Annotated in this window: 18 protein-coding genes; 15 read left to right on the top strand and 3 right to left on the bottom strand. The window is 58.9% G+C overall.

All coding sequences use genetic code 11. The features are described from left to right. The first annotated feature begins 18 nt into the window (after window positions 1–18). The 14 genes from GF108_RS07765 (at window position 19) to lpxB (ending at window position 14,085) form a co-directional block, all read left to right on the top strand. Window positions 19–783, top strand: coding sequence for a cell envelope integrity EipB family protein (locus GF108_RS07765; protein ID WP_246663924.1), 765 nt, complete (start codon window positions 19–21; stop codon window positions 781–783). Window positions 784–981: 198 nt separating this feature from the next. Continuing rightward, on the top strand, window positions 982–1,767 hold the full coding sequence (gene rpsB / locus GF108_RS07760) for a 30S ribosomal protein S2 (RefSeq protein WP_027232603.1): 786 nt from the start codon (window positions 982–984) through the stop codon (window positions 1,765–1,767). A gap of 117 nt (window positions 1,768–1,884) precedes the next feature. After that, entirely contained in the window at window positions 1,885–2,808 is a 924-nt protein-coding gene (gene tsf, locus GF108_RS07755) for a translation elongation factor Ts (RefSeq protein ID WP_091949528.1), read from the top strand. 98 nt (window positions 2,809–2,906) lie between these two features. Continuing rightward, entirely contained in the window at window positions 2,907–3,626 is a 720-nt protein-coding gene (gene pyrH / locus GF108_RS07750; protein ID WP_027232605.1) for a UMP kinase, read from the top strand. 47 nt (window positions 3,627–3,673) lie between these two features. Then, the gene (gene frr, locus GF108_RS07745; protein ID WP_027232606.1) at window positions 3,674–4,234 is read left to right on the top strand and encodes a ribosome recycling factor; all 561 of its coding nucleotides are present in this window, start codon (window positions 3,674–3,676) and stop codon (window positions 4,232–4,234) included. Window positions 4,235–4,281: 47 nt separating this feature from the next. Next, complete coding sequence (locus tag GF108_RS07740) at window positions 4,282–5,001, top strand: isoprenyl transferase (RefSeq protein ID WP_246663891.1); 720 nt, start codon at window positions 4,282–4,284, stop codon at window positions 4,999–5,001. A 41-nt stretch (window positions 5,002–5,042) separates the two neighbouring features. After that, window positions 5,043–5,825, top strand: coding sequence for a phosphatidate cytidylyltransferase (locus tag GF108_RS07735; protein ID WP_153668212.1), 783 nt, complete (start codon window positions 5,043–5,045; stop codon window positions 5,823–5,825). A 69-nt stretch (window positions 5,826–5,894) separates the two neighbouring features. After that, window positions 5,895–7,025, top strand: coding sequence for an RIP metalloprotease RseP (gene rseP / locus GF108_RS07730; RefSeq protein ID WP_153667515.1), 1,131 nt, complete (start codon window positions 5,895–5,897; stop codon window positions 7,023–7,025). A gap of 230 nt (window positions 7,026–7,255) precedes the next feature. Further along, window positions 7,256–9,631, top strand: coding sequence for an outer membrane protein assembly factor BamA (gene bamA, locus GF108_RS07725; RefSeq protein ID WP_027232610.1), 2,376 nt, complete (start codon window positions 7,256–7,258; stop codon window positions 9,629–9,631). A 51-nt stretch (window positions 9,632–9,682) separates the two neighbouring features. Continuing rightward, window positions 9,683–10,738 carry a UDP-3-O-(3-hydroxymyristoyl)glucosamine N-acyltransferase gene (gene lpxD / locus GF108_RS07720; RefSeq protein ID WP_027232611.1) on the top strand — a complete coding sequence of 352 codons (1,056 nt, stop codon included), beginning with the start codon at window positions 9,683–9,685 and terminating at the stop codon, window positions 10,736–10,738. After that, the gene (gene fabZ / locus GF108_RS07715; protein WP_027232612.1) at window positions 10,731–11,216 is read left to right on the top strand and encodes a 3-hydroxyacyl-ACP dehydratase FabZ; all 486 of its coding nucleotides are present in this window, start codon (window positions 10,731–10,733) and stop codon (window positions 11,214–11,216) included. Before lpxD ends, fabZ begins: the two co-directional genes overlap by 8 nt. Beyond that, complete coding sequence (gene lpxA / locus GF108_RS07710; protein ID WP_153667514.1) at window positions 11,216–12,049, top strand: acyl-ACP--UDP-N-acetylglucosamine O-acyltransferase; 834 nt, start codon at window positions 11,216–11,218, stop codon at window positions 12,047–12,049. Before fabZ ends, lpxA begins: the two co-directional genes overlap by 1 nt. Continuing rightward, a complete protein-coding gene (locus tag GF108_RS07705) occupies window positions 12,033–12,920 on the top strand; it encodes an LpxI family protein (protein WP_370462108.1) in 888 nt (295 codons plus the stop codon). Before lpxA ends, GF108_RS07705 begins: the two co-directional genes overlap by 17 nt. Continuing rightward, window positions 12,910–14,085 (top strand): lipid-A-disaccharide synthase, encoded by a 1,176-nt coding sequence (lpxB, locus tag GF108_RS07700; RefSeq protein ID WP_153667513.1) that lies wholly within the window; start codon window positions 12,910–12,912, stop codon window positions 14,083–14,085. Before GF108_RS07705 ends, lpxB begins: the two co-directional genes overlap by 11 nt. A 63-nt stretch (window positions 14,086–14,148) precedes the next feature. On the opposite strand, the gene gltA is transcribed toward lpxB, so the two are convergent. Together gltA and gltX are read right to left on the bottom strand one after the other, a co-directional pair. Beyond that, a complete protein-coding gene (gene gltA / locus GF108_RS07695; RefSeq protein WP_027232616.1) occupies window positions 14,149–15,441 on the bottom strand; it encodes a citrate synthase in 1,293 nt (430 codons plus the stop codon). Window positions 15,442–15,590: 149 nt separating this feature from the next. Continuing rightward, on the bottom strand, window positions 15,591–17,015 hold the full coding sequence (gltX, locus tag GF108_RS07690; protein WP_153667512.1) for a glutamate--tRNA ligase: 1,425 nt from the start codon (window positions 17,013–17,015) through the stop codon (window positions 15,591–15,593). Window positions 17,016–17,284: 269 nt separating this feature from the next. On the opposite strand from gltX, the gene GF108_RS07685 reads away from it, so the two are divergent. Beyond that, complete coding sequence (locus tag GF108_RS07685; RefSeq protein ID WP_172982588.1) at window positions 17,285–19,579, top strand: ComEC/Rec2 family competence protein; 2,295 nt, start codon at window positions 17,285–17,287, stop codon at window positions 19,577–19,579. On the opposite strand, the gene lexA is transcribed toward GF108_RS07685, so the two are convergent. Then, window positions 19,573–20,292: a transcriptional repressor LexA gene (gene lexA, locus GF108_RS07680; protein ID WP_153667510.1), complete on the bottom strand. Its 720-nt coding sequence runs from the start codon at window positions 20,290–20,292 to the stop codon at window positions 19,573–19,575. The genes GF108_RS07685 and lexA overlap by 7 nt on opposite strands. Window positions 20,293–20,409: the final 117 nt, after the last annotated feature.

Genomic DNA, 20,409 nt, shown 5'->3' with positions numbered 1-20,409 from the left:
GGTCTGACCCACTCAACCATGGCTTTGGCTGCCGGAACGGCGGCCCTTGTTCCACATCGCGCCATCTATGATCTGAAACTGGACAGTGCTCAGGATAGCAGCGGCATTACCGGACTGACCGGCCGTATGGTCTACGAGTTCAACGGTTCGGATTGCGAAGGCTATACCACGAACTTTCGTTTTGTGACCCGCGTCGACATGGAAGAGCAGCCGCAGCGCGTCACCGACCAGCAGACGACGACCTATGAATCCGGCGACGGCGGCAAGTTCCGCTTCGTCAACAAGACATTCGTCGATCAGAGCCTCACCAAGGAGGTGCGCGGCAATGCTTCTCTCATGAAGGACAAGACTGAAATTTCGCTGACCAAACCCGAGGCGCTCAAGCAGGATCTGGAATTGTCGCAGTTCCCGACCCGGCACATGCAGGAACTGATCGAAAAGGCGCTTGCCGGTGAAGTCTTCTACCAGACGAAGCTCTTCGACGGTTCCGAGGATGCCAACAAGGTCATGGCGACGACCGTCGTGATCGGCAAATCATCGCTCTCGGATGGCGAGGACGAGACCAAGCACATGGGCCCTCTTGCCAAGGAAAACACCTGGCCGGTCTCGATCGCCTATTTCGACGAAAGTGAAAAAGCTGAAGGCCTGCCGAGCTACCGTATCAACTTCAAGATGTACCGGAACGGCGTAACCCGTGACCTGAAAATGGATTACGGTGATTTCTCCATGACCGGAAAGCTTGTCAATCTGCAGCTTTTCGACACGCCAAAGTGCAAGAAATAGTCCTGCTTGCCGCATAAGATCGCCTGATGCGGCGGCTTTTATCGCCGACGCACTTGCGTTTGCCGCAATTATCGACTAACAGCCGCAGCATTCCACACACGGGATTTGGGTTGATATCGGGAGAAATCCGATATGGCCTCCGGTGGCGGGTCTCCCGCCTCTTTCCTGTGGAGGTTAAACCGGAAAAGGAAAATAAAGATGGCATTGCCTGATTTCAGCATGCGTCAGCTCCTTGAAGCTGGCGTTCACTTCGGCCACCAGACACATCGCTGGAACCCGAAAATGGCACCATACATTTATGGTGACCGCAACAATATTCACATTCTCGATCTCGCCCAGACCGTTCCGCTGCTGCATACGGCCCTGAAGAAGGTTTCCGACACGGTAGCCCGTGGCGGCCGCGTTCTCTTCGTCGGCACCAAGCGTCAGGCTTCGGACATCATTGCCGACGCCGCGACCCGCTCGGCCCAGTATTACGTCAACGCACGCTGGCTCGGCGGCATGATGACCAACTGGAAGACGATCTCGAACTCGATCCAGCGTCTGCGCAAGCTCGACGAACTTCTCGCTGGCGACGCCCAGGGCTTCACCAAGAAGGAGCGCCTGAACCTCGATCGCGAGCGCGAGAAGCTCAACCGCGCCCTCGGCGGTATCAAGAACATGGGTTCGACCCCGGACCTCATCTTCATCATCGATACCAACAAGGAAGCCATCGCGATCCAGGAAGCCAAGCGTCTTGGTATTCCGGTCGTTGCCGTGATCGATTCCAATTGCGATCCGGACCAGATCGACTTCCCGATCCCGGGCAATGACGACGCATCCCGCGCGATCTCGCTTTATTGCGACCTCATCGCCAAGGCTGCGCTCGATGGTATCGCCCGTCAGCAGGGTTCTCTCGGTGTCGATCTTGGCGCCCAGGAAGAGGCTCCGGCCGAACCGGCTCTTGAGGCCGCTCCTGTACAGGAAGGTGAAGCCTCCGCTTGAGGCTTCATACACCCGTCTTATCGGGTGATTAAAAATGATTCGATTGGCGCATGACGCGCCGCAAAGTTGGCATGCTGGTTTCACCAGTGTGCCTTCGCTTTGAGAAGAGGCGATCTAATGAGCATTTCTGCATCACAGGTAAAAGAACTCCGCGAACTCACCGGCGCCGGCATGATGGACTGCAAGGCAGCCCTTGCCGAGACCAATGGCGACATGGAAGCTGCCGTTGACTGGCTGCGCAAGAAGGGCATCTCCAAGGCCGACAAGAAGGCTGGCCGCACGGCCGCCGAAGGCCTCGTTGGCGTAGCTTCGAACGGCGCCAAGTCGGTTGTCGTCGAAGTCAACTCGGAGACCGACTTCGTTGCCCGCAACGACGCTTTCCAGGACATCGTCCGCAACGTCGCAAGCGTAGCGCTGACGACCGACGGTACGACCGCCGCTGTTGGCGCCGCGACTTATCCGTCGACCGGCAAGTCGGTCGTCGACTCGATCAAGGACGCCGTCGGCACGATCGGTGAGAACCTTTCGTTCCGCCGTTCCGCTGCTCTGAGCGTCAGCCAGGGCGTCGTAGCGACGTACATTCACAACGCCGTCTCCGACGGTCTCGGCAAGCTCGGCGTTCTCGTTGCCATCGAGACGGCCGGCAATGCGGAAGCAGCACAGGCATTCGGCCGCCAGGTCGCCATGCATGTTGCCGCCACCAACCCGCTCGCCCTGACCGCATCGGAAGTCGATCCGGTCGCCGTCGAACGCGAAAAGGCGATCTTCGCCGATCAGGCCCGCCAGTCGGGCAAGCCGGAAAACATCGTCGAGAAGATGGTCGACGGCCGTATGCGCAAGTTCTACGAGGAAGTCGTGCTTCTCTCGCAGGCTTTCGTGATCAATCCCGACCTGACGGTCGAGGCGGCGCTCAAGGAAGCCGAGAAGTCGATCGGCGCTCCGGCCAAGATCACGGCCTTTGTCCGTTTCGCTCTTGGCGAAGGCATTGAAAAGGAAGAAAGCGACTTCGCAGCAGAAGTCGCCGCAGCTGTGAAGAAGTAATCTTACGCAACTGAATTCAAAGGGCATCGCGTGACAACGCGATGCCCTTCGTGTATCCGAACTCTGCTAAAAACTTGCAACAACTCCAAGGAGGTCCCATGGCTGGCACGGCTGTCTACAAACGCGTTCTGCTGAAGGCCTCCGGGGAAGCTCTGATGGGCGACCAGGGGTTTGGAATTGATGTGGCAGTGGCCGATCGCATTGCCAGCGACATTGCCGAAGCGCGCGCACTGGGCGTGCAGGTCGGCGTCGTCATCGGCGGCGGCAATATCTTCCGCGGCGTGGCTGTTGCCTCAAAGGGAGGCGACCGCGTTACCGGCGACCACATGGGCATGCTGGCAACCGTCATCAACTCGCTCGCATTGCGCACATCCCTGGCGAAGCTTGGGATCGATACCGTGGTTCTATCGGCGGTGGCAATGCCAGAACTGTGCGAGACCTTTTCCCAACGTCAGGCCACGGCCTATATGGACATGGGGAAAGTCGTGATTTTTGCCGGCGGCACGGGCAATCCCTTTTTCACCACGGATTCGGCCGCGGCGCTCCGCGCTGCGGAAATCGGCGCCGATGCATTGTTCAAGGGCACCCAGGTCGACGGAATTTACTCCGCCGATCCGAAGAAGGATCCGCACGCGGTTCGGTTTGACCACCTTACCCACAAAGATGTGCTTGATCGCGGCCTTGCAGTGATGGATACCACTGCTGTTGCTCTTGCACGCGAGAACAATATCCCAATAATCGTCTATTCAATCCACGAGAAGGGTGGATTTGCGGAAATCCTGCAGGGTAGAGGACGCGCAACCGTCGTATCGGACTAGTTGATCGTATCTGCCGGGCCTTTCGCCGAGAATAAGGAGCAGTGACTATGAGTGACGCACTCGATCTAAATGACCTGAAACGCCGCATGGACGGAGCCATCCAGGCCTTGAGGCATGATCTTAACGGTCTGCGCACCGGTCGTGCCTCCGCAAGTCTTCTCGAACCGATCACCGTCGATGCCTATGGCTCGATGATGCCGCTGAACCAGGTTGCCAACATCACGGTGCCGGAATCGCGCATGTTGTCGGTGTCGGTGTGGGACAAATCCATGGTCGGCAAGGTGGAGCGCGCAATTCGCGATGCAGGGCTCGGTCTCAATCCGATCACCGACGGCAACAATCTTCGTATTCCACTGCCGGAGCTCAATGAGCAGCGCCGCAAGGAACTGGTCAAGATCGCCCATCAGTATGTCGAGCATTCCAAGGTTGCAGCGCGCCACGTCCGCCGCGACGGCATGGACGAGTTGAAGAAGCTCGAAAAGGATGGCGCGATCAGCCAGGACGACAATCGCGTCCTGTCGGAAAAAGTCCAGAAGCTGACCGACGAGACCATTGCCGAAATGGATAAGGTCGTTGCAGCCAAAGAAGCGGAAATCATGCAGGTCTAATATCTCGCAAGAGATGTGCTCGATCCGCTAACTGGAGGTCAATGCCTATGTCCATCCCACGCCACATTGCCATCATCATGGATGGAAATGGCCGTTGGGCAAAGGCGAGGGGCCTGCCCCGCACCGCAGGCCACAAGGCTGGCGTCGAGACGCTGCGTGAAACCATCCGGGCTGCCGGCAAGATGGGCATCCCGTTCATGACGCTGTTTGCCTTCTCGTCGGAAAACTGGTCGCGGCCGCGTTCCGAGGTTTCCGACCTGATGGGCTTGCTAAAGCTGTTCATCAGGCGCGATCTGGCCGATCTGCACCGTGAGAACGTCCGAGTGCGCATCATCGGCGAACGCGAAGGGCTTGGGAAAGACATTCGCGCGCTCCTGACCGAAGCCGAGACTCTGACCGACGCAAATACCGGTCTCACGCTCGTCATCGCCTTCAATTATGGCTCGCGCAACGAGATTGCCCGTGCGGTTCAACGGTTGGTTGCCGACGTCTCTGCCGGGGTTCTTGCCGCCGATGCGGTGACCCCGGAGGCGATCACAGCGCGCCTGGATACGGCCGGCATCCCGGATCCCGACGTGATTATCCGCACGAGCGGCGAAATGCGCCTTTCGAATTTTCTGCTCTGGCAGGCCGCCTATTCCGAGTTCGTCTTCCTTTCCTGCTATTGGCCGGATTTCCGACCGTCGAATCTCGCCGAAGCGATTGAGACATTCCAGATGCGCGAACGGCGCTTTGGTGGTGTGACAGCCCAGGACATCGCTCTGTGACCTTCTTCGGAAGCGGCCTTTCCAATCTGCAAAAACGCATCATGAGCGCGATTGTCCTGATCGTCATCGCCGTGGCGATGACCTGGATGGGCGGATTCGCCTTCGGTCTCCTGGCCTCGGCAATCGGCATCAGCGTATTCTATGAATGGCAGCTCATCATCACGAACCGCTCCACTCCTTTGACGCGGGGGCTGGCATGGGGTTGCCTCCTGCTGCTCGTGGTCGTGCTGCTTTTTGCCCAGGATACGTTCGTGATGATGGCCATCCTGTTCGGCGGTGCCTTCATCATCGCCGCGGTCGGTCGACGGGAGACCGGCTACTGGCCGGCGGCTGGTCTCCTCTATGCGGGGCTGCCTTGCATCGCGCTTACCTTGCTGCGCGGCGATACGGGGGATGGCTTTGCCGCCATTCTTTTCCTGTTTGCGGTGGTCTGGGCGACCGACATATTTGCCTATTTCAACGGGAAGGCGCTCGGCGGTCCCAAACTTGCCCCGCGGTTTTCACCGAACAAGACCTGGGCGGGTGCCATTGGTGGTGCGGCTGCCGGTGTCGCTGCCGGCGTCGCCTGCGCGGCATTCATCGGTCCTGCCGGCGGAGTGCCCATTCCGCTCATCGCGCTGCTCCTGTCCGTGGTCGCCCAGATCGGCGATCTTGGGGAATCGTGGATGAAGCGAAAGTTCGGCGTCAAGGATTCGAGCCGCCTCATACCCGGTCACGGTGGCGTGATGGACCGGGTCGACGGGCTTGTCGCTGCGGCAGCATTACTATACGTCATCGGGGCAGTTCTGGTGTCGCCGGAAACGCCATACGACATACTTTTCTAGACGGCTGAGCTTTGAGGCCCGATACGGGCCGTGCCAATGTGTTGCAGCCCGGAGGATACATAGACGGACATGCTGCACACCCTTTTTGGCACACAAAGCGTACTGATCGGCACGATCCTGCCATTCCTGATAGTTTTGACTGTCGTCGTCTTCGTCCATGAAATGGGGCACTATCTGGTCGGTCGTTGGTGCGGTATCGGCGTCAAGGCTTTCTCTGTCGGCTTCGGACCGGAGCTCATCGGATTCAACGACCGCAAGGGAACGCGCTGGAAACTCTGCGCCATTCCCCTCGGCGGTTATGTCAAATTCGCCGGTGACGAAGGTGTAACGAGTTCGCTCGCGGCGCCTGCCGCTGCGATGAGCGCCGAGGAGCGCGCCGTTTCCTTCCATACGCAGCCCGTATGGAAGCGTGCTGCGACTGTCTTTGCCGGACCGGCGTTCAATATCCTGCTCACCATCGCGATCTTCTCCGTCTTCTTCGCCCTCTACGGCAAGATGGTAGCCGATCCGATGGTTGCGGAAGTGCGACCTGGAGGTCCGGCAGCCGTTGCAGGATTTCAGCCGGGCGACCGGTTTGTAAGCGTCGATGGCGACAAGGTTGAAACCTTTGCCGATGTTCAGCGCATCGTTTCCTCGCGCGGCGGCGATTCGCTTGATTTCGTCGTCGAACGCAACGGACAGGATGTAAAGCTGACGGCGACGCCCGAATTGACTGAACAAAAGGACCCGCTTGGGAACACTGTCAAAATCGCAGTGATCGGCGTCGTCAACAGTCAGGAACTCGGCAACTTCCGGCGCATTGAGTACGGCCCGGTCGAATCAGTTGTGCAGGCTGTGCGGGAAAGCGGGTTCATCATGGCCCGCACCGGGCAGTTCTTCGGCCGATTCTTCGCCGGACGCGAGGATAAATGCCAGCTCGGTGGCCCCGTAAAGATCGCGACAATGGCGGGGCAGGCGGCTAGCCAGGGAGTGGACTGGCTTATACAGCTGACAGCGATGCTGTCGATCGGAATTGGCCTCCTCAATCTTTTCCCGTTGCCGCCGCTCGATGGCGGGCATCTCGTCTTTTACGCCGCAGAGGCAGTCATCGGCAGGCCCGTGAAACCGGCAGTTCAGGAGCTGTTCTTCCGCTTTGGCTTCTTTCTCGTGCTTGGTTTCATGGGATTCGTCATCTTTAACGATCTCTTCGCCTGCCGGTGACAAAGATTAAACATTGATGAAAATTAGAGGCTTGGGCTGGCAAATGGACATGATCTGTTTACTATAAGCCCTTATTGGCGTGGCAGGGATGCCACGCTTTCGCGTGAAGTAAACAGATTTTAACCGTAAGCCTTGCGTGTATGTAAAAACCGGTTATGACGGTGTGCGAGTAAGTGCTTAGTCCGGGATCTCGCCCGGGGACAACGAGAAAACGAAGGTTCATAAGGCCTATGGCGGCAAGTTCAAGATTTGTTGGTGCAGCGTCGGCGCTCGCCATATCAGCGGCGCTGGTAAGTTCTGGTGCGATCGTGACCACGGTTGCAGGCGTAACAGTCGCGCAGGCAGCAACAGTTAGCCGCATTGAAGTGCGTGGTAATGCTCGTGTCGACGCCCAGACGGTGCGCGACAATCTCGGCATTACCCCCGGCAAGCCTTTCACCAATGCCGATATCGATGAGGCCACCAAGCGTCTGTTTGCTACCGGCCTGTTCAGCGATGTGCGCATCAGCCAGGCAGGCGGCGCGCTTATCGTGCAGGTGTCCGAGCATCAGGTTGTCAACCAGGTGATCTTCCAGGGCAACAAGAAGATCAAGGACCCGCAGCTGCAGAATGCCGTTCAGTTGAAGCCGCGCGCTTCGTTCGATCAGGCAACGCTTGATGCTGATGTGGAAGCCGTCCGCGCGGCCTATCGCAATGTCGGCCGCAGCGACGCGACCGTCAACGCCCGCACGATGGATCTCGGCGAAGGCCGCGTTAATGTCGTTTTTGAGATCAACGAAGGCGATCGCACCAAGATCACTGCAATCAATTTTGTCGGCAACCAGGCATTCGGCGACCGTCGCCTCAGCGACGTGATCTCGACCAAGCGTTCCAATCCGCTATCCTGGCTGACCCGCAACGACGTCTATAGTGAAGACCGCCTGCGCGCCGACGAAGAAGCGCTGCGCCGCTTCTACTACAACCGCGGCTATGCGGATTTCCGCGTCGTGTCCTCGACTGCCGATCTTGATCCGGCGACGAACGACTATACCATCACCATCACGGTTGAAGAGGGTGAGAAATACACATTCGGCCCGATCCAGATCGAAAGCTCGGTTGAAGGTGTCGATACCTCGCAGCTCAATGGTCTCGTAAAGACGCGCGAAGGCGATACCTACAGCGCCAAAGACGTCGAAGATTCGATCATCAAGGTTTCGGAACGCGTTGCCGGTCAGGGCTACGCCTTCGCCAAGGTTGAACCGCGCGGCGACCGCAACTTCGAGAATCATACGATTTCTGTTACCTACGCCATCGATCAGGGCCCGCGCGCCTATGTCGAGCGCATCGAAATCCGCGGCAACGAAAAGACGCGGGACTTCGTCATTCGCCGCGAATTCGATGTCAGCGAAGGCGATGCCTTCAATCAGGTTCTCATCCAGCGCGCCAAGCGCCGGCTCGAAGCCCTTGATTTCTTCACCACCGTCAACATCTCGACTGCTCCCGGTTCGCAGCCGGACCAGGTGATCCTTGTTGTGGACGTCGTCGAGAAATCGACCGGCGAATTCTCGATCGGTGGTGGCTATACGACCGGCGGCGAAAATCCCGGCCCGACGGTGGAAGGCTCGATCACCGAGCGCAACTTCCTTGGCCGCGGCCAGTATATCCGCATTGCTGCCGGTGCCGGTCTCGACAACAACCGTTCCTACTCGCTGTCGTTCACCGAGCCATACTTCCTCGGTCAGCGCATTGCGGCAGGTTTCGACATCTACAAGCGTCAGTCCGGCGTCAGCGACAAGTATGAAACCGATGTGACCGGTGGCACGATCCGTTTCGGTCTGCCGATCTCGGAGGCACTTGTTGCAGGCGTTGCCTATAACCTGTCGCGCGAAGAATACACGATCGACGACGAAGCGATGATCCCGGGCACGAACATCCCGGATCCGACCGAAATCTCGCAGGCGTTCATCGATGCGGCTGAAGAGAGCCCGTGGATCAAGTCCTCCGTAAGCTGGTCGTTGACCTACAACACCATCGACGACACCAAGAACCCGCATGACGGTATCTATGCGAAGTTCAATCAGGAATATGCGGGTCTCGGGGGCGACGCGAACTTCCTGAAGTCGACCTTCAAGGGCCAGTACTACAAGACCTTGTCTGACGAGATGGACATTGTCGGCCTCCTCGGTGTCGGTGCTGGCTATATTGCCGGCTTCGGCGACGAAGATCTGCGCGTGTTCGACTTGTTCAAGAACAATTCGGAAATGATCCGCGGCTTCAAATATGCCGGTATCGGTCCTCGCGATACCACCGTTACCGATTCGAAGGGCAGCTTCCTCGGCGGCACGACTTACTTCAATGCTTCGGCGGAAGCGCAGTTCCCGATGCCCGTGATACCGGAAAGCCTCGGCATCCGTGGCGCGGTCTTCGCGGATGCGGCAACGCTCTATGGTAACGACCTTCCGGAAGCGCAGGGTACCACTGGTTCCGAATGGCGCGCATCGCTTGGCGCAAGCATCATGTGGGCCTCGCCCTTCGGCCCGCTGCGCTTCGACTATGCGGTCCCGGTCAAGAAGGTTGACGGCGATCAGGAGCAGAACTTCAACTTCGGCATGTCGAGCAAATTCTGATAGATTGCTGACCTCCCGGGGACAAACTTCCCCGGGGGAGAAAGTTAGTCGATGGCCGATCCGATCTTTTATGAGCCACTCAAGAATGTGACTATTGGTCAGATCGCTGGTCTGACCAATGGCGTACTTGTGGATGGCTCATTAGCCAATCGCCTTGTGAAGCGTTTGGCTTCCATCACGGAATCTGGGCCTGATGCGCTTGTTTTCGTCGAAAGCAAGAAACATGCGCACAATCTCGCGGGATTGAAGGCGGCGGGAATCCTTTGCACCGATGAGATCAAGGGCAGTGTCCCAAAGAACGTCGCCGTCATTGTGACGCGGCATCCCCAACAGGATTTTGCTGCGATTGGCCGTGCGCTCTACCCGAATGCCGTCACAGCGCATTTGTGGAGTGGCCAGACAGGTATCTCCGAGCATGCAATCGTCGATCCGTCCGCTGAAATCGAAGACAATGTAACGATCGAGCCCGGCGCGATTATCGGCAGCAATGTATCGATCGGGTCGGGCACGGTGATTGCGGCGAACGTTGTCATCGGCAATGGCTGCAAGATCGGCCGCGATTGCTACGTGGCACCAAATTCGTCCATCCAGTACGCGTTTCTTGGCAATCGCGTGCTGCTGCATCCTGGCGTGCGTATCGGACAGGATGGCTTCGGCTATGTCGCTGGCAGGGCAGGGCTGGAAAAGATGCCGCAGCTTGGCCGCGTCATTATCCAGGACAATGTGGAGATTGGCGCGAATACCACGGTAGACCGGGGGGCACTGGCGGATACGGTCATCGGAGAAGGCACTAAAATCGACAACCTCGTGCAGATTGCTCACAATGTACGCATCGGGCGTCATTGTGTTATAGCCGCACAATGTGGCATTTCCGGCAGCGTTGAACTCGGCGATATGACGAGGCTCGGAGGAAGCGTCGGCATTGCTGATCACGTCAACATTGGATCGCGCGTCGAGATTGCGGCGGCGAGCGGCGTGATGAATGATATTCCGGATGGCGAAAGATGGGCCGGCGCGCCCGCCCAGCCATTCAAGCAGTGGTTTCGTGAAATCGCCAGCGTTCGTGCGATGACGAGGACCAAGAAGGAGAGCGGTTCAGATGAGTGACAATGTGAAGGTGGACAGTCTCGGCGTTGCCGACATCCAGAAGGTTCTTGCGAACCTGCCGCATCGTTATCCATTTCTGCTGATCGATCGCATCGTCGATATCGATCGTGACGTTTCGGCCACCGGTATCAAGAATGTATCGATCAACGAACCACATTTTGCCGGACACTTTCCTGAACTGCCGATCATGCCTGGTGTTTTGATCATCGAAGCCATGGCGCAGACAGCCGGCGCAATCGTGCTGTTTCATAATGGCAGCGGCAAGCCGGGCAAGGTCTTCTTCATGACCATCGACAATGCCAAGTTCAGAAAGCCGGTCGTTCCGGGCGACCAGTTGAAACTGCGCGTCACCAAGCTCAAGCAGCGGGGCAACATCCATAAATATGGATGCATTGCCGAGGTTGATGGTTTCAAGGTAGCGGAAGCCGAAGTCGCCGCGATGGTGAGTTTCCCTGATGAAGATGAGACCGGCGCCTGATGTCCTTGTCCATTATTCACCCGACCTCGATCATCGAGCCGGGCGCAGTCATTGGTGAGAGGGTTTCGATCGGCCCGTTCTGCCATGTGGGTCCCGATGCCGTTATCGGCGATGATGTCGAACTCCTGAGCCACGTGGTCATCATGGGACCGACGACGCTGGGGAATGGCGCGAAGGTCTATCCGAACGCCGTACTCGGCGGCGAGCCGCAGAACACCAAGCATAAGGGTGGTCGCACGACCCTCGTCATCGGCAAGAACTGCGTCATCCGCGAAGGCGTCACCATGCACCGCGGCACGGACGGAAGCCGCGGCATAACCACGGTCGGCGATAACTGCATGTTCCTGGCCTATGCGCATGTCGCGCATGATTGCATCATCGGCGACAACGTGACCTTTTCCAACAATGTCATGATCGGCGGCCATGTCACCATCGGCAATAATGTGATTATCGGCGGCGGCGCCGGCATTCATCAGTTTGTGCGCGTTGGCCACCATGCCTTCATTGGCGGGCTTGCGGCGCTGGCAAGTGATCTCGTGCCCTATGGAATGGCAATCGGCAACCACGCCTATCTTGGTGGACTGAACATCATTGGCATGAAGCGGTCTGGCATGGCCCGTCCGGAGATTCACAAGCTCCGTCACGCCGTGCGCATGCTATTCGATCGTACGAAGTCGATCAGGGCGAGGGCAGACGATGTTCGCGCTGCCTATCCGGATTCGCCGGCTGTCGCGGACCTGATCGATTTCATCACCACTGATACCAAGCGCGCTTACTGCACGCCGCCGCTCGATTCCGCTATCGAGATCAGTGACAGTGACGACAACAGTTAAAGCGCCTCCTGCGATTTCAGGCAGGACAGCCATCGTCGCGGGCAACGGACAACTGCCTCTGGCCGTGGCGGAGAGCCTGCGAAAGCAGGGCGCCGATCCGTTGATGATCGCCATCAAGGGCGAGGCGGAGCCATCGATCTATCAGGGAAAACACGCCGAGATTTCCATCGTCGAACTCGGTGGGCTCGTCAGGATCCTGAAGGCCGAAGGCATCACGAACGTGGTACTGGCGGGCGGCGTTCGTCACCGCCCGGAGTTTCGCCACGCCCTGCGCCCGGGCAACGGCAACCTTGTGGCCCTCTACCGCTTCCTGCGCGCGTTCCGGCTTGGTGATGACGGGCTTCTGCGCGCCGTTATCGCCACCATCGAATCCTATGGATTTCGGGTTGTGGGCGCCCATGAGATCGTCCCTGATATTCTAACGCCTGAGCCATCGACGCTTACGCACAAACAGCCGGATCAGGACAGCATCGCCAATATGCAGGCCGCTCGGCGGGCTGCTGCCGCCATCGGTGCGCTCGATATCGGCCAGGGGGCCGTTGCGGTGGGTGGCCGCGTGGTTGCGCTCGAGGGGGTCGAAGGCACCGACGCAATGCTGCAGCGCGTCGCTGAGTTGCGTCTGGCGAAGCGCATACACAGCACGGGCGGCGTGCTCGTCAAATGCGCCAAGCCGCAACAGGAGGTGCGGGCGGATCTTCCGGCGATCGGCATCAGCACCATTGAGAATGCCGCAAAGGCTGGCCTCAAGGGCATCGCCATCGAGAGCGGGCGTACATTGATCCTCGGCTACGAGGAAACGATAAAGGCCGCCAACGAGGCCGGCCTGTTTGTCGAGACCTTTGTCCAGGAGACGCGCACCGATGGCAGTTGAAAAACCGCTGCGCCTCGCGATCGTCACGGGCGAAGAATCCGGTGATCTGCTCGGTGCCGATCTCGTCGAGGCGCTGCGTCGCAGCTTCCCCGGCGACGTGACGCTGACAGGCGTTGGCGGCGAGCATCTTGCCGCGCTTGGCCTCGACAGCCTGTTCGACCAGCATGAAATCGCCCTTGTGGGTCTGAGTGCCATCGTCAAGAAGCTGCCGCAACTCATCCGGCGCATATCTCAACTTGCCAATGCGATTGTCGCCGCCAAACCCGATTGCCTGGTGATCATTGACAGCCCCGACTTCACTCATCGTGTAGCGCGCAAGGTGAGGGCGGCCGACCCTTCGATCCCTATCGTCAACTACATAAGCCCCTCAGTCTGGGCCTGGCGACCGGAACGGGCCAAGGCGATGCGATCCTATATCGACCATGTGCTTGCAATCCTGCCTTTCGAAGTGGAGGCCTTGAAGGATCTTGACGGTCCGCCTGCGACCTATGTCGGCCATCGGCTCGTTTCGCACGCGCCGCTTCTTGAAGCTGCCCGGCAGAACCGCTCGCGCGAAGCGCAGCTTGGCGAACGCACCGAAAAGAATCTCGTTGTCTTGCCGGGATCGCGCCGGTCCGAGGTAACGAGCCTTGCGGAGCCGTTTGGAGAAGCCATCGAACTTCTCGCCAAACGCGGCAACCAGATCAAGGTAACGCTGCCCACTCTGCCGAAGATCGAGCCACTGGTCAGGGAGCTTACAGCGGGCTGGAAAATCCAGCCGGACATAGTCGTCGGCGAGGCGCAGCGTCTGCATGCTTTTGCGGCCGCCGATGCCGCGCTTGCGGCGTCCGGCACCGTGTCGCTTGAGCTTGCGCTCGCCCGCATCCCGACCGTTCTCTCTTACCGGCCGGACTGGCTCGCGCGCACCTTTCTGGCACCGCGCATTACCATCTGGAGCGCGGCTCTGCCGAACATCATCGCAGATGCACCGGTCGTGCCGGAATACTTTAACGTGTTCGTTCGCGCTGGATCTCTGGCCCGCCAGCTCGAACAATTGCTGGTTCCCGGCCATCGCCGCAGCGCCCAGCTCGAAAGTTTCGACAAGATTGCCAGCCTGATGCAGACTGAGCGCCCGTCCGGTGAAATCGCAGCGCAAAAAGTGCTCGAGCTGGCAAAGCGCGATTAAAAATCCGGCCAGCAAAAAAAGGGCGCCAAACGGCGCCCTTTATTCATTACGGCTGCAGGCAGATTACTTGCGATTCTCGACGCTTACATAGTCTCGCTGTGTCGCACCGGTGTAGAGCTGGCGCGGACGACCGATCTTCTGGTGCGGATCCTCGATCATTTCCTTCCACTGGGCGATCCAGCCAACCGTACGTGCCACAGCGAAGAGCACGGTGAACATGGTGGTGGGGAAGCCGAGAGCCTTCAATGTGATACCCGAATAGAAGTCGACATTCGGATAAAGCTTTTTTTCGATGAAATATTCATCCGTTAGCGCGATTTTCTCGAGCTCCATGGCAACGTCGAGCAGCGGATCGTCCTTAATGCCGAGTTCGCCAAGCACTTCCTTGGTGGTCTGCTGCATGATCTTCGCGCGCGGATCGTAGTTCTTGTAGACCCGGTGGCCAAATCCCATAAGGCGGAACGGATCGTTCTTGTCCTTGGCGCGGGCGATAAACTCCGGAATGCGGTCGACCGAGCCGATTTCGCCGAGCATGTTGAGTGCGGCTTCGTTGGCGCCGCCATGGGCAGGACCCCACAGGCAGGCGATGCCTGCTGCGATACACGCAAACGGGTTTGCGCCGGAAGAGCCTGCGAGGCGCACGGTTGACGTCGACGCGTTTTGCTCATGATCCGCATGAAGAATGAAGATCCGGTCCATCGCGCGTGCAAGCACTGGATTTGGCACATAGTCTTCACAGGGCACGGCAAAGCACATGTGCAGGAAGTTCGTCGCGAAATCGAGGTTGTTGCGCGGATAAACGAATGGCTGGCCGATGTGGTACTTGTAGGCCATGGCAGCGAGGGTCGGGATCTTGGCGATCATGCGGATCGAGGCGACCATGCGCTGATGCGGATCGGAAATATCGGTCGAGTCGTGGTAGAACGCGGACAGCGCGCCGACGCAGCCGACCATGACCGCCATGGGATGCGCGTCGCGGCGGAAACCACTGAAGAAACGCGACATCTGCTCGTGCACCATCGTGTGATGCGTCACGCGGTAATCGAAATCGGCCTTCTGGCTCTTCGTCGGCAGTTCGCCGTAGAGCAGCAGATAGCAGGCTTCGAGAAAATCGCCATGCTCGGCCAGTTGCTCGATAGGATAGCCGCGGTGCAGCAGGATGCCTTCATCGCCGTCGATATAGGTTATCTGCGACTCGCAGGACGCCGTGGACGTGAAACCGGGATCATAGGTAAAGGCGCCCGTGTTCTTGTAGAGTGTCCCAATGTCCACGACATCCGGTCCAATGGTCCCCTTGCGCACGGGCATTGAGAACTGGTGACCATTTAGATCGATGTTGACGTTGTTTTCAGACATTGCCGTTCCTTTCTTGCTTCAGCTTGCGCTGATCCAGCGCAAAAGCACTTGCCTCAAGCGAGGCCGTAGATCGTGAATTCCTCAGGCACGACACCGTACTCAAACGGCGCGATGTTGCAATGCAAAAATGCGCCTGGAGGACGCACTTCTCATCCTTTTACCTGGTCCTTGATCCGGCCGAGGGATTCGTCCCTCCCGAGCACCTCAAGCACGTCAAAAACACCCGGAGACGTTGCTCTTCCTGTCAATGCGGCACGCAGCGGCTGTGCCACTTTGCCGAGTTTGAGCCCGGTTTTTTCGGCATAGACCCGCACTGCGGCATCGAGCGCGGACGCCGTCCAGTCATCGACCGCAGCAAGCTCGGGCAACACGCCGGCCAGCACGCCCAAACCTTCGTCATTCAGCAGTGCCGCTGCCTTGTCGTCGAGCGTCAGCGGACGATCAACGAAAAGATATTTCGCGCTATCGGCGAGTTCGACAAGCGTCTTTGCGCGCTCCTTGAGGCCGGGCATGGCCGCCACGAGTTGCTGCCTCGTCGTATCGTTGAGCCGGGCGAGAATTGCTTCGCCGCCCTCGATCTCGGGCAGGATGGCGATCATGGCCTCGACCAACGCGGCATCGTCCGTGATGCGCATATAATGGCCGTTAATTGCCTCGAGCTTCTGGAAATCGAAGCGGGAGGCACCGCGATTAATGTCCGATATCTCGAACCACTCGATCATCTGTGCGTCCGACATGATCTCGTCGTCGCCGTGGCTCCAGCCCAGGCGAACGAGATAATTGCGCAGTGCGGCGGGCAGGTAGCCCATTGCGCGATACGCCTCAACCCCGAGCGCACCGTGGCGCTTCGAAAGCTTGGCGCCATCCGCGCCGTGAATGAGTGGAATATGGCCCATAACCGGTACATCCCAACCCATGGCGTTATAAATAACGGTCTGACGCGCTGCGTTGGTCAGGTGGTCGTCACCGCGAATGATATGCGTAACGCCCATGTCGTGGTCGTCAACGACCACTGCATGCATATAGGTAGGCGTGCCATCTGAGCGCAAGATGATGAAATCGTCGAGATCCTTGTTGGGGAAACGCACGTCGCCCTGCACCTGATCGTGCACGACAGTCTCGCCTTCCTGCGGCGCCTTGACCCGAATGACCGGCTTGATGCCCTCAGGTGCTTCCTTGGGATCGCGGTCGCGCCAGCGTCCGTCATAACGCGGCGGCCGGCCTTCGGCGCGGGCTTTCTCGCGCATTTCTTCAAGTTCGGCCGGCGATGCGTAGCAATAATAGGCTTTGCCCTTGGCAACGAGTTCCTCGGCGACCTCGCGATGGCGACCGGCGCGGGCGTATTGGGACACAGCCTCGCCATCCCAATCGAGGCCGAGCCAGGTCAAACCGTCGAGGATGGCGGTCACTGCCGCATCTGACGAACGTTCGCGATCCGTGTCCTCGATCCGCAGCAGCATCTTGCCGCCCGTATGCTTTGCATAGAGCCAGTTGAACAGTGCCGTGCGGGCACCGCCAATGTGGAGGTAGCCGGTAGGGGATGGGGCAAAACGTGTAACGACAGGGGACGACATGGGAGCTCCAGGGACGCGTCGCGCTATCAGACGAACGTCCAATCGAATTGATCTGGCGTTCATGTAGCATAGCACCGCTGAGGTGCAAGCGTATTGGTGCTTGGGGGCAAATGGAGGAGCCGCAGACCAGATCAAAAATCGATGAGCGGCTATTCTTTTTCAGTGCTCACGACACTGGTAACGCCGTTGCGACCTATCCAGGGACAGAAACGGGCGTTCTGGGGCGGGGGACTGAACTCTCTGCGGGTAAGCGACTTATGGCGATTGCCATGGCGGCGACGAGGCGCGCCTTCGTCGCAGCGCCGACGCTTTTTAGCCAGGAAATCGAGCGCGGCACCCTGTTCCTGTTTCTCCCGGTGTGTTGCGGCATCGGCGCCATCATCTATTTCGGCGCATCGGCGGAGCCGAGGCTGAGCGCCATTTTGTTCGGGCTGACCCTGCTTGTCGGGCTGATGCAGCTCGCACACGCTCGTCCGAGGACCAGACTGGCGCTCGCCTTTGCGGTTGCCGTTGTCGCGGGAATGGTCGCCGGCAAGCTCGAAACCATGCGTGCGGACACGAGGATGCTGGGGTCGGAGATTACCACCCGTTTGACCGGGCGCGTCGTGACCATGGCCCGAGACGCAAGAGGCGGGTGGCGCGTCACCCTCGACATCGTCGCAAGCGAGCGGCCGACACTCCGCTATTCGCCGCAACGGGTTGTCGTGTCGGCGCGATCCGTGCCGGCCGGAACGATAATCGGCACAGGACTGCAGGGCCTCGTCCACCTGCGGCCGCAGCAAGGTCCGGTACGGCCCGGCAATTACGATTTTGCATTCAATAATTACTATAAGGGCATAGGCGCAAATGGTTTTTTCCTTGGCAAACCTCAACTCGCCGCCGCAGTGCCAGCCGACGAGGCGCATACTTCTCAAGCCTGGCAAACGGTCGCCAATATCCGCCAACAACTTACCCAGCGCGTGCTTTCCCGTATCAAGGGGGAACCCGGCGATATTGCAGCTTCGCTGATCACCGGCCAGCGCGACGGCATCAGCGAGGCGACCAACGACGCAATGCGACTGAGCGGGCTTTCGCATATTCTTTCGATTTCCGGATTTCACATGGCGCTGGTCGCCGGCATCATCGTCGGCTCGCTGCGCGCGAGCATGGCCCTCTTCCCCGGCTTTGCAGCCCGCTTTCCGATGAAAAAACTGGCGGCATTCGTCGCCCTTGCCGGTTCCGGTTTCTATCTCCTGCTCTCTGGCGCTGACGTAGCGGCACAGCGCAGTTTTGTGATGCTGGCGGTGATGCTCATTGCCATGATGGCCGATCGCGCGGCAATCTCCATGCGCAATCTCGCCATCGGCGCTTTGATCACGATAGCGCTGCTTCCGCATGAAATTCTCGGACCGAGTTTCCAGATGTCATATTCGGCGACGGGCGCGCTCATTGCATATTACGGATGGAGATCGCGCCGGAAGAACAGGTCAAACCGGACGAAAGGCGAGGGATTGCTTCTGCGTTTGCCGATGATGGCGGCAAGCCATGTCGGCGCCATCGCCATGACTTCGTTGGTTGCCGGGACGGCGAGCTCGATCTTCGCCGCCTACCATTTCAACAACACAGCGCCGCTTGGGCTTGTGGGCAACGCGCTGGCGCTGCCCGTTGTCTCGATCTTTGTGATGCCGTTTGCGGTGCTTGCTGTTCTTGCGATGCCATTTGATCTCGATTGGCTGCCGTTTGCGGTCATGGAACGCGGCATCGAATGGGTCATTGCGATCGCGAAGATGGTCAGCGCGCATTCGCCAAGCGGCAATTTCGGATCAATGCCGCAAACGAGCCTGCTTTTGATGACCGCGGGACTGGTCCTGCTCATGTTGCTGACAACACGGCTGCGGCTCGTCGGATTCGCCGTGATGGCCCTGGCGATAGCACCGCTCCTCTCGGCACGTCCGCCGGATATCGTGATTGCCGAAGAGGGCAAACTCGTTGCCTTAAGTGCCCCTGATGACGCACTGACAGTGAACCGCGCGACCGCAAGCCGGTTCACCCTCGATAACTGGCAGCAGGGGTACGGCGCAAGTCAAGTGCTCACGCCGGCAAAGAATGGTGCACCGCCGACCGACGGGCAGTTTGAGTGCGCCGACGGCGTGTGCCTCGCACGAGAAACCGGCGGCCTCATCGTCGCCTATACGGATGATCCGACCAAAAAATCAACGGCTTGTGCCGAGGGCGATATCGTCGTCCTTGCCTTCACCGGTCCCGCTGCAACCTGCGACTCGGGGGACGTTCTTGTAATTACCGCGCAGGAGTTGGCGTTACGCGGCTCCGCAGAAATAAGGCTCGGTGAAAGCAATGCCGATCCACCGTCCGGACTTGGTGCGGCTGCACTTGCTGAAGAACAACTGCGGGCACGCCTACAGTCTGCGCAAATTATCTACGCCGTGGGCTCCCCGCAGCGCCCATGGAACGCCTATCGGGTCTTTTCCCGCACGGCCCGCAATCTTGCGGAGCAAAAACTGCAACGGCGTGCTGCAAAGACCAAGCCACCGGCAGACGATCAGGAAGACCCGATACATCAGTAACGGCGGATCAAACCGACCAGCTTGCCCTGCACGCGCACCCGATCCGGCCCGAATATGCGCGTCTCATAGGCCGGATTGGCGGCCTCGAGAGCAATCGACGCCCCTTTGCGCCGAAAGCGCTTCAAGGTTGCCTCTTCGTCATCGACGAGCGCAACCACGATTTCACCGGGATTGGCGGTGTCGCCGCGTCGGATGACGACTGTATCGCCGTCGAAGATGCCCGCCTCGATCATGGAATCGCCCTTGACCTCCAGCGCGTAGTGCTCGCCGCTGCCGATCATGTCTGGCGGCAGGCCGATCATATGCGTCTGGTTCTGGATGGCGGATATTGGCACACCGGCCGCGATCCGGCCCATGACGGGTATGTTGATGATCGTCGGCGCGCCGTCGTCATCCGAAGCGCGCGGCTGCGGGCGGGGCGGGGTGACATTGCGGCCGAGGCTGCCCTCGATCACGCTTGGCGAAAATTTCTTTTGCGCATTGAGGCCAGGCGCAATCGAATCCGGCAAGCGCAGAACTTCCAGTGCCCGCGCGCGGTTAGCAAGCCGGCGAATGAACCCACGTTCCTCGAGCGCTGTTATCAGCCGATGTATGCCTGATTTGGACGCAAGGTCCAATGCATCCTTCATCTCGTCAAAGGATGGAGGGATGCCGGTTTCCTTCAGGCGCTCATGGATAAAGAGCAGAAGTTCGTGTTGTTTACGCGTGAGCATCGGCGATCCTTCGAAACGGAATCGGAAAAACAAAACCAGAACAAACACTATCTGTTCCAGTTGTGTTCCACAAGTATTAATATGTCGTGTAGAAGGAGTGCGCCGATATCGAAATCG

Origin of the sequence: Phyllobacterium sp. SYP-B3895, from assembly GCF_009647635.1 — a bacterium.
Classification (GTDB): domain Bacteria; phylum Pseudomonadota; class Alphaproteobacteria; order Rhizobiales; family Rhizobiaceae; genus Phyllobacterium; species Phyllobacterium pellucidum.
Note: the sequence above shows the minus strand (reverse complement) of the source record. Positions and strands in the feature narration are given on the sequence as shown.

Excerpts from the sequence above, each read along its gene's own strand:
- GF108_RS07765 (WP_246663924.1), top strand. The coding sequence starts at position 19 with ATGGCTTTGGCTGCCGGAACGGCGGCCCTTGTTCCACATCGCGCCATC.
- rpsB (WP_027232603.1), top strand. The coding sequence starts at position 982 with ATGGCATTGCCTGATTTCAGCATGCGTCAGCTCCTTGAAGCTGGCGTT.
- tsf (WP_091949528.1), top strand. The coding sequence starts at position 1,885 with ATGAGCATTTCTGCATCACAGGTAAAAGAACTCCGCGAACTCACCGGC.
- pyrH (WP_027232605.1), top strand. The coding sequence starts at position 2,907 with ATGGCTGGCACGGCTGTCTACAAACGCGTTCTGCTGAAGGCCTCCGGG.
- frr (WP_027232606.1), top strand. The coding sequence starts at position 3,674 with ATGAGTGACGCACTCGATCTAAATGACCTGAAACGCCGCATGGACGGA.
- GF108_RS07740 (WP_246663891.1), top strand. The coding sequence starts at position 4,282 with ATGTCCATCCCACGCCACATTGCCATCATCATGGATGGAAATGGCCGT.
- GF108_RS07735 (WP_153668212.1), top strand. The coding sequence starts at position 5,043 with ATGAGCGCGATTGTCCTGATCGTCATCGCCGTGGCGATGACCTGGATG.
- rseP (WP_153667515.1), top strand. The coding sequence starts at position 5,895 with ATGCTGCACACCCTTTTTGGCACACAAAGCGTACTGATCGGCACGATC.
- bamA (WP_027232610.1), top strand. The coding sequence starts at position 7,256 with ATGGCGGCAAGTTCAAGATTTGTTGGTGCAGCGTCGGCGCTCGCCATA.
- lpxD (WP_027232611.1), top strand. The coding sequence starts at position 9,683 with ATGGCCGATCCGATCTTTTATGAGCCACTCAAGAATGTGACTATTGGT.
- fabZ (WP_027232612.1), top strand. The coding sequence starts at position 10,731 with ATGAGTGACAATGTGAAGGTGGACAGTCTCGGCGTTGCCGACATCCAG.
- lpxA (WP_153667514.1), top strand. The coding sequence starts at position 11,216 with ATGTCCTTGTCCATTATTCACCCGACCTCGATCATCGAGCCGGGCGCA.
- lpxB (WP_153667513.1), top strand. The coding sequence starts at position 12,910 with ATGGCAGTTGAAAAACCGCTGCGCCTCGCGATCGTCACGGGCGAAGAA.
- gltA (WP_027232616.1), bottom strand. The coding sequence starts at position 15,441 with ATGTCTGAAAACAACGTCAACATCGATCTAAATGGTCACCAGTTCTCA.
- gltX (WP_153667512.1), bottom strand. The coding sequence starts at position 17,015 with ATGTCGTCCCCTGTCGTTACACGTTTTGCCCCATCCCCTACCGGCTAC.
- GF108_RS07685 (WP_172982588.1), top strand. The coding sequence starts at position 17,285 with ATGGCGGCGACGAGGCGCGCCTTCGTCGCAGCGCCGACGCTTTTTAGC.
- lexA (WP_153667510.1), bottom strand. The coding sequence starts at position 20,292 with ATGCTCACGCGTAAACAACACGAACTTCTGCTCTTTATCCATGAGCGC.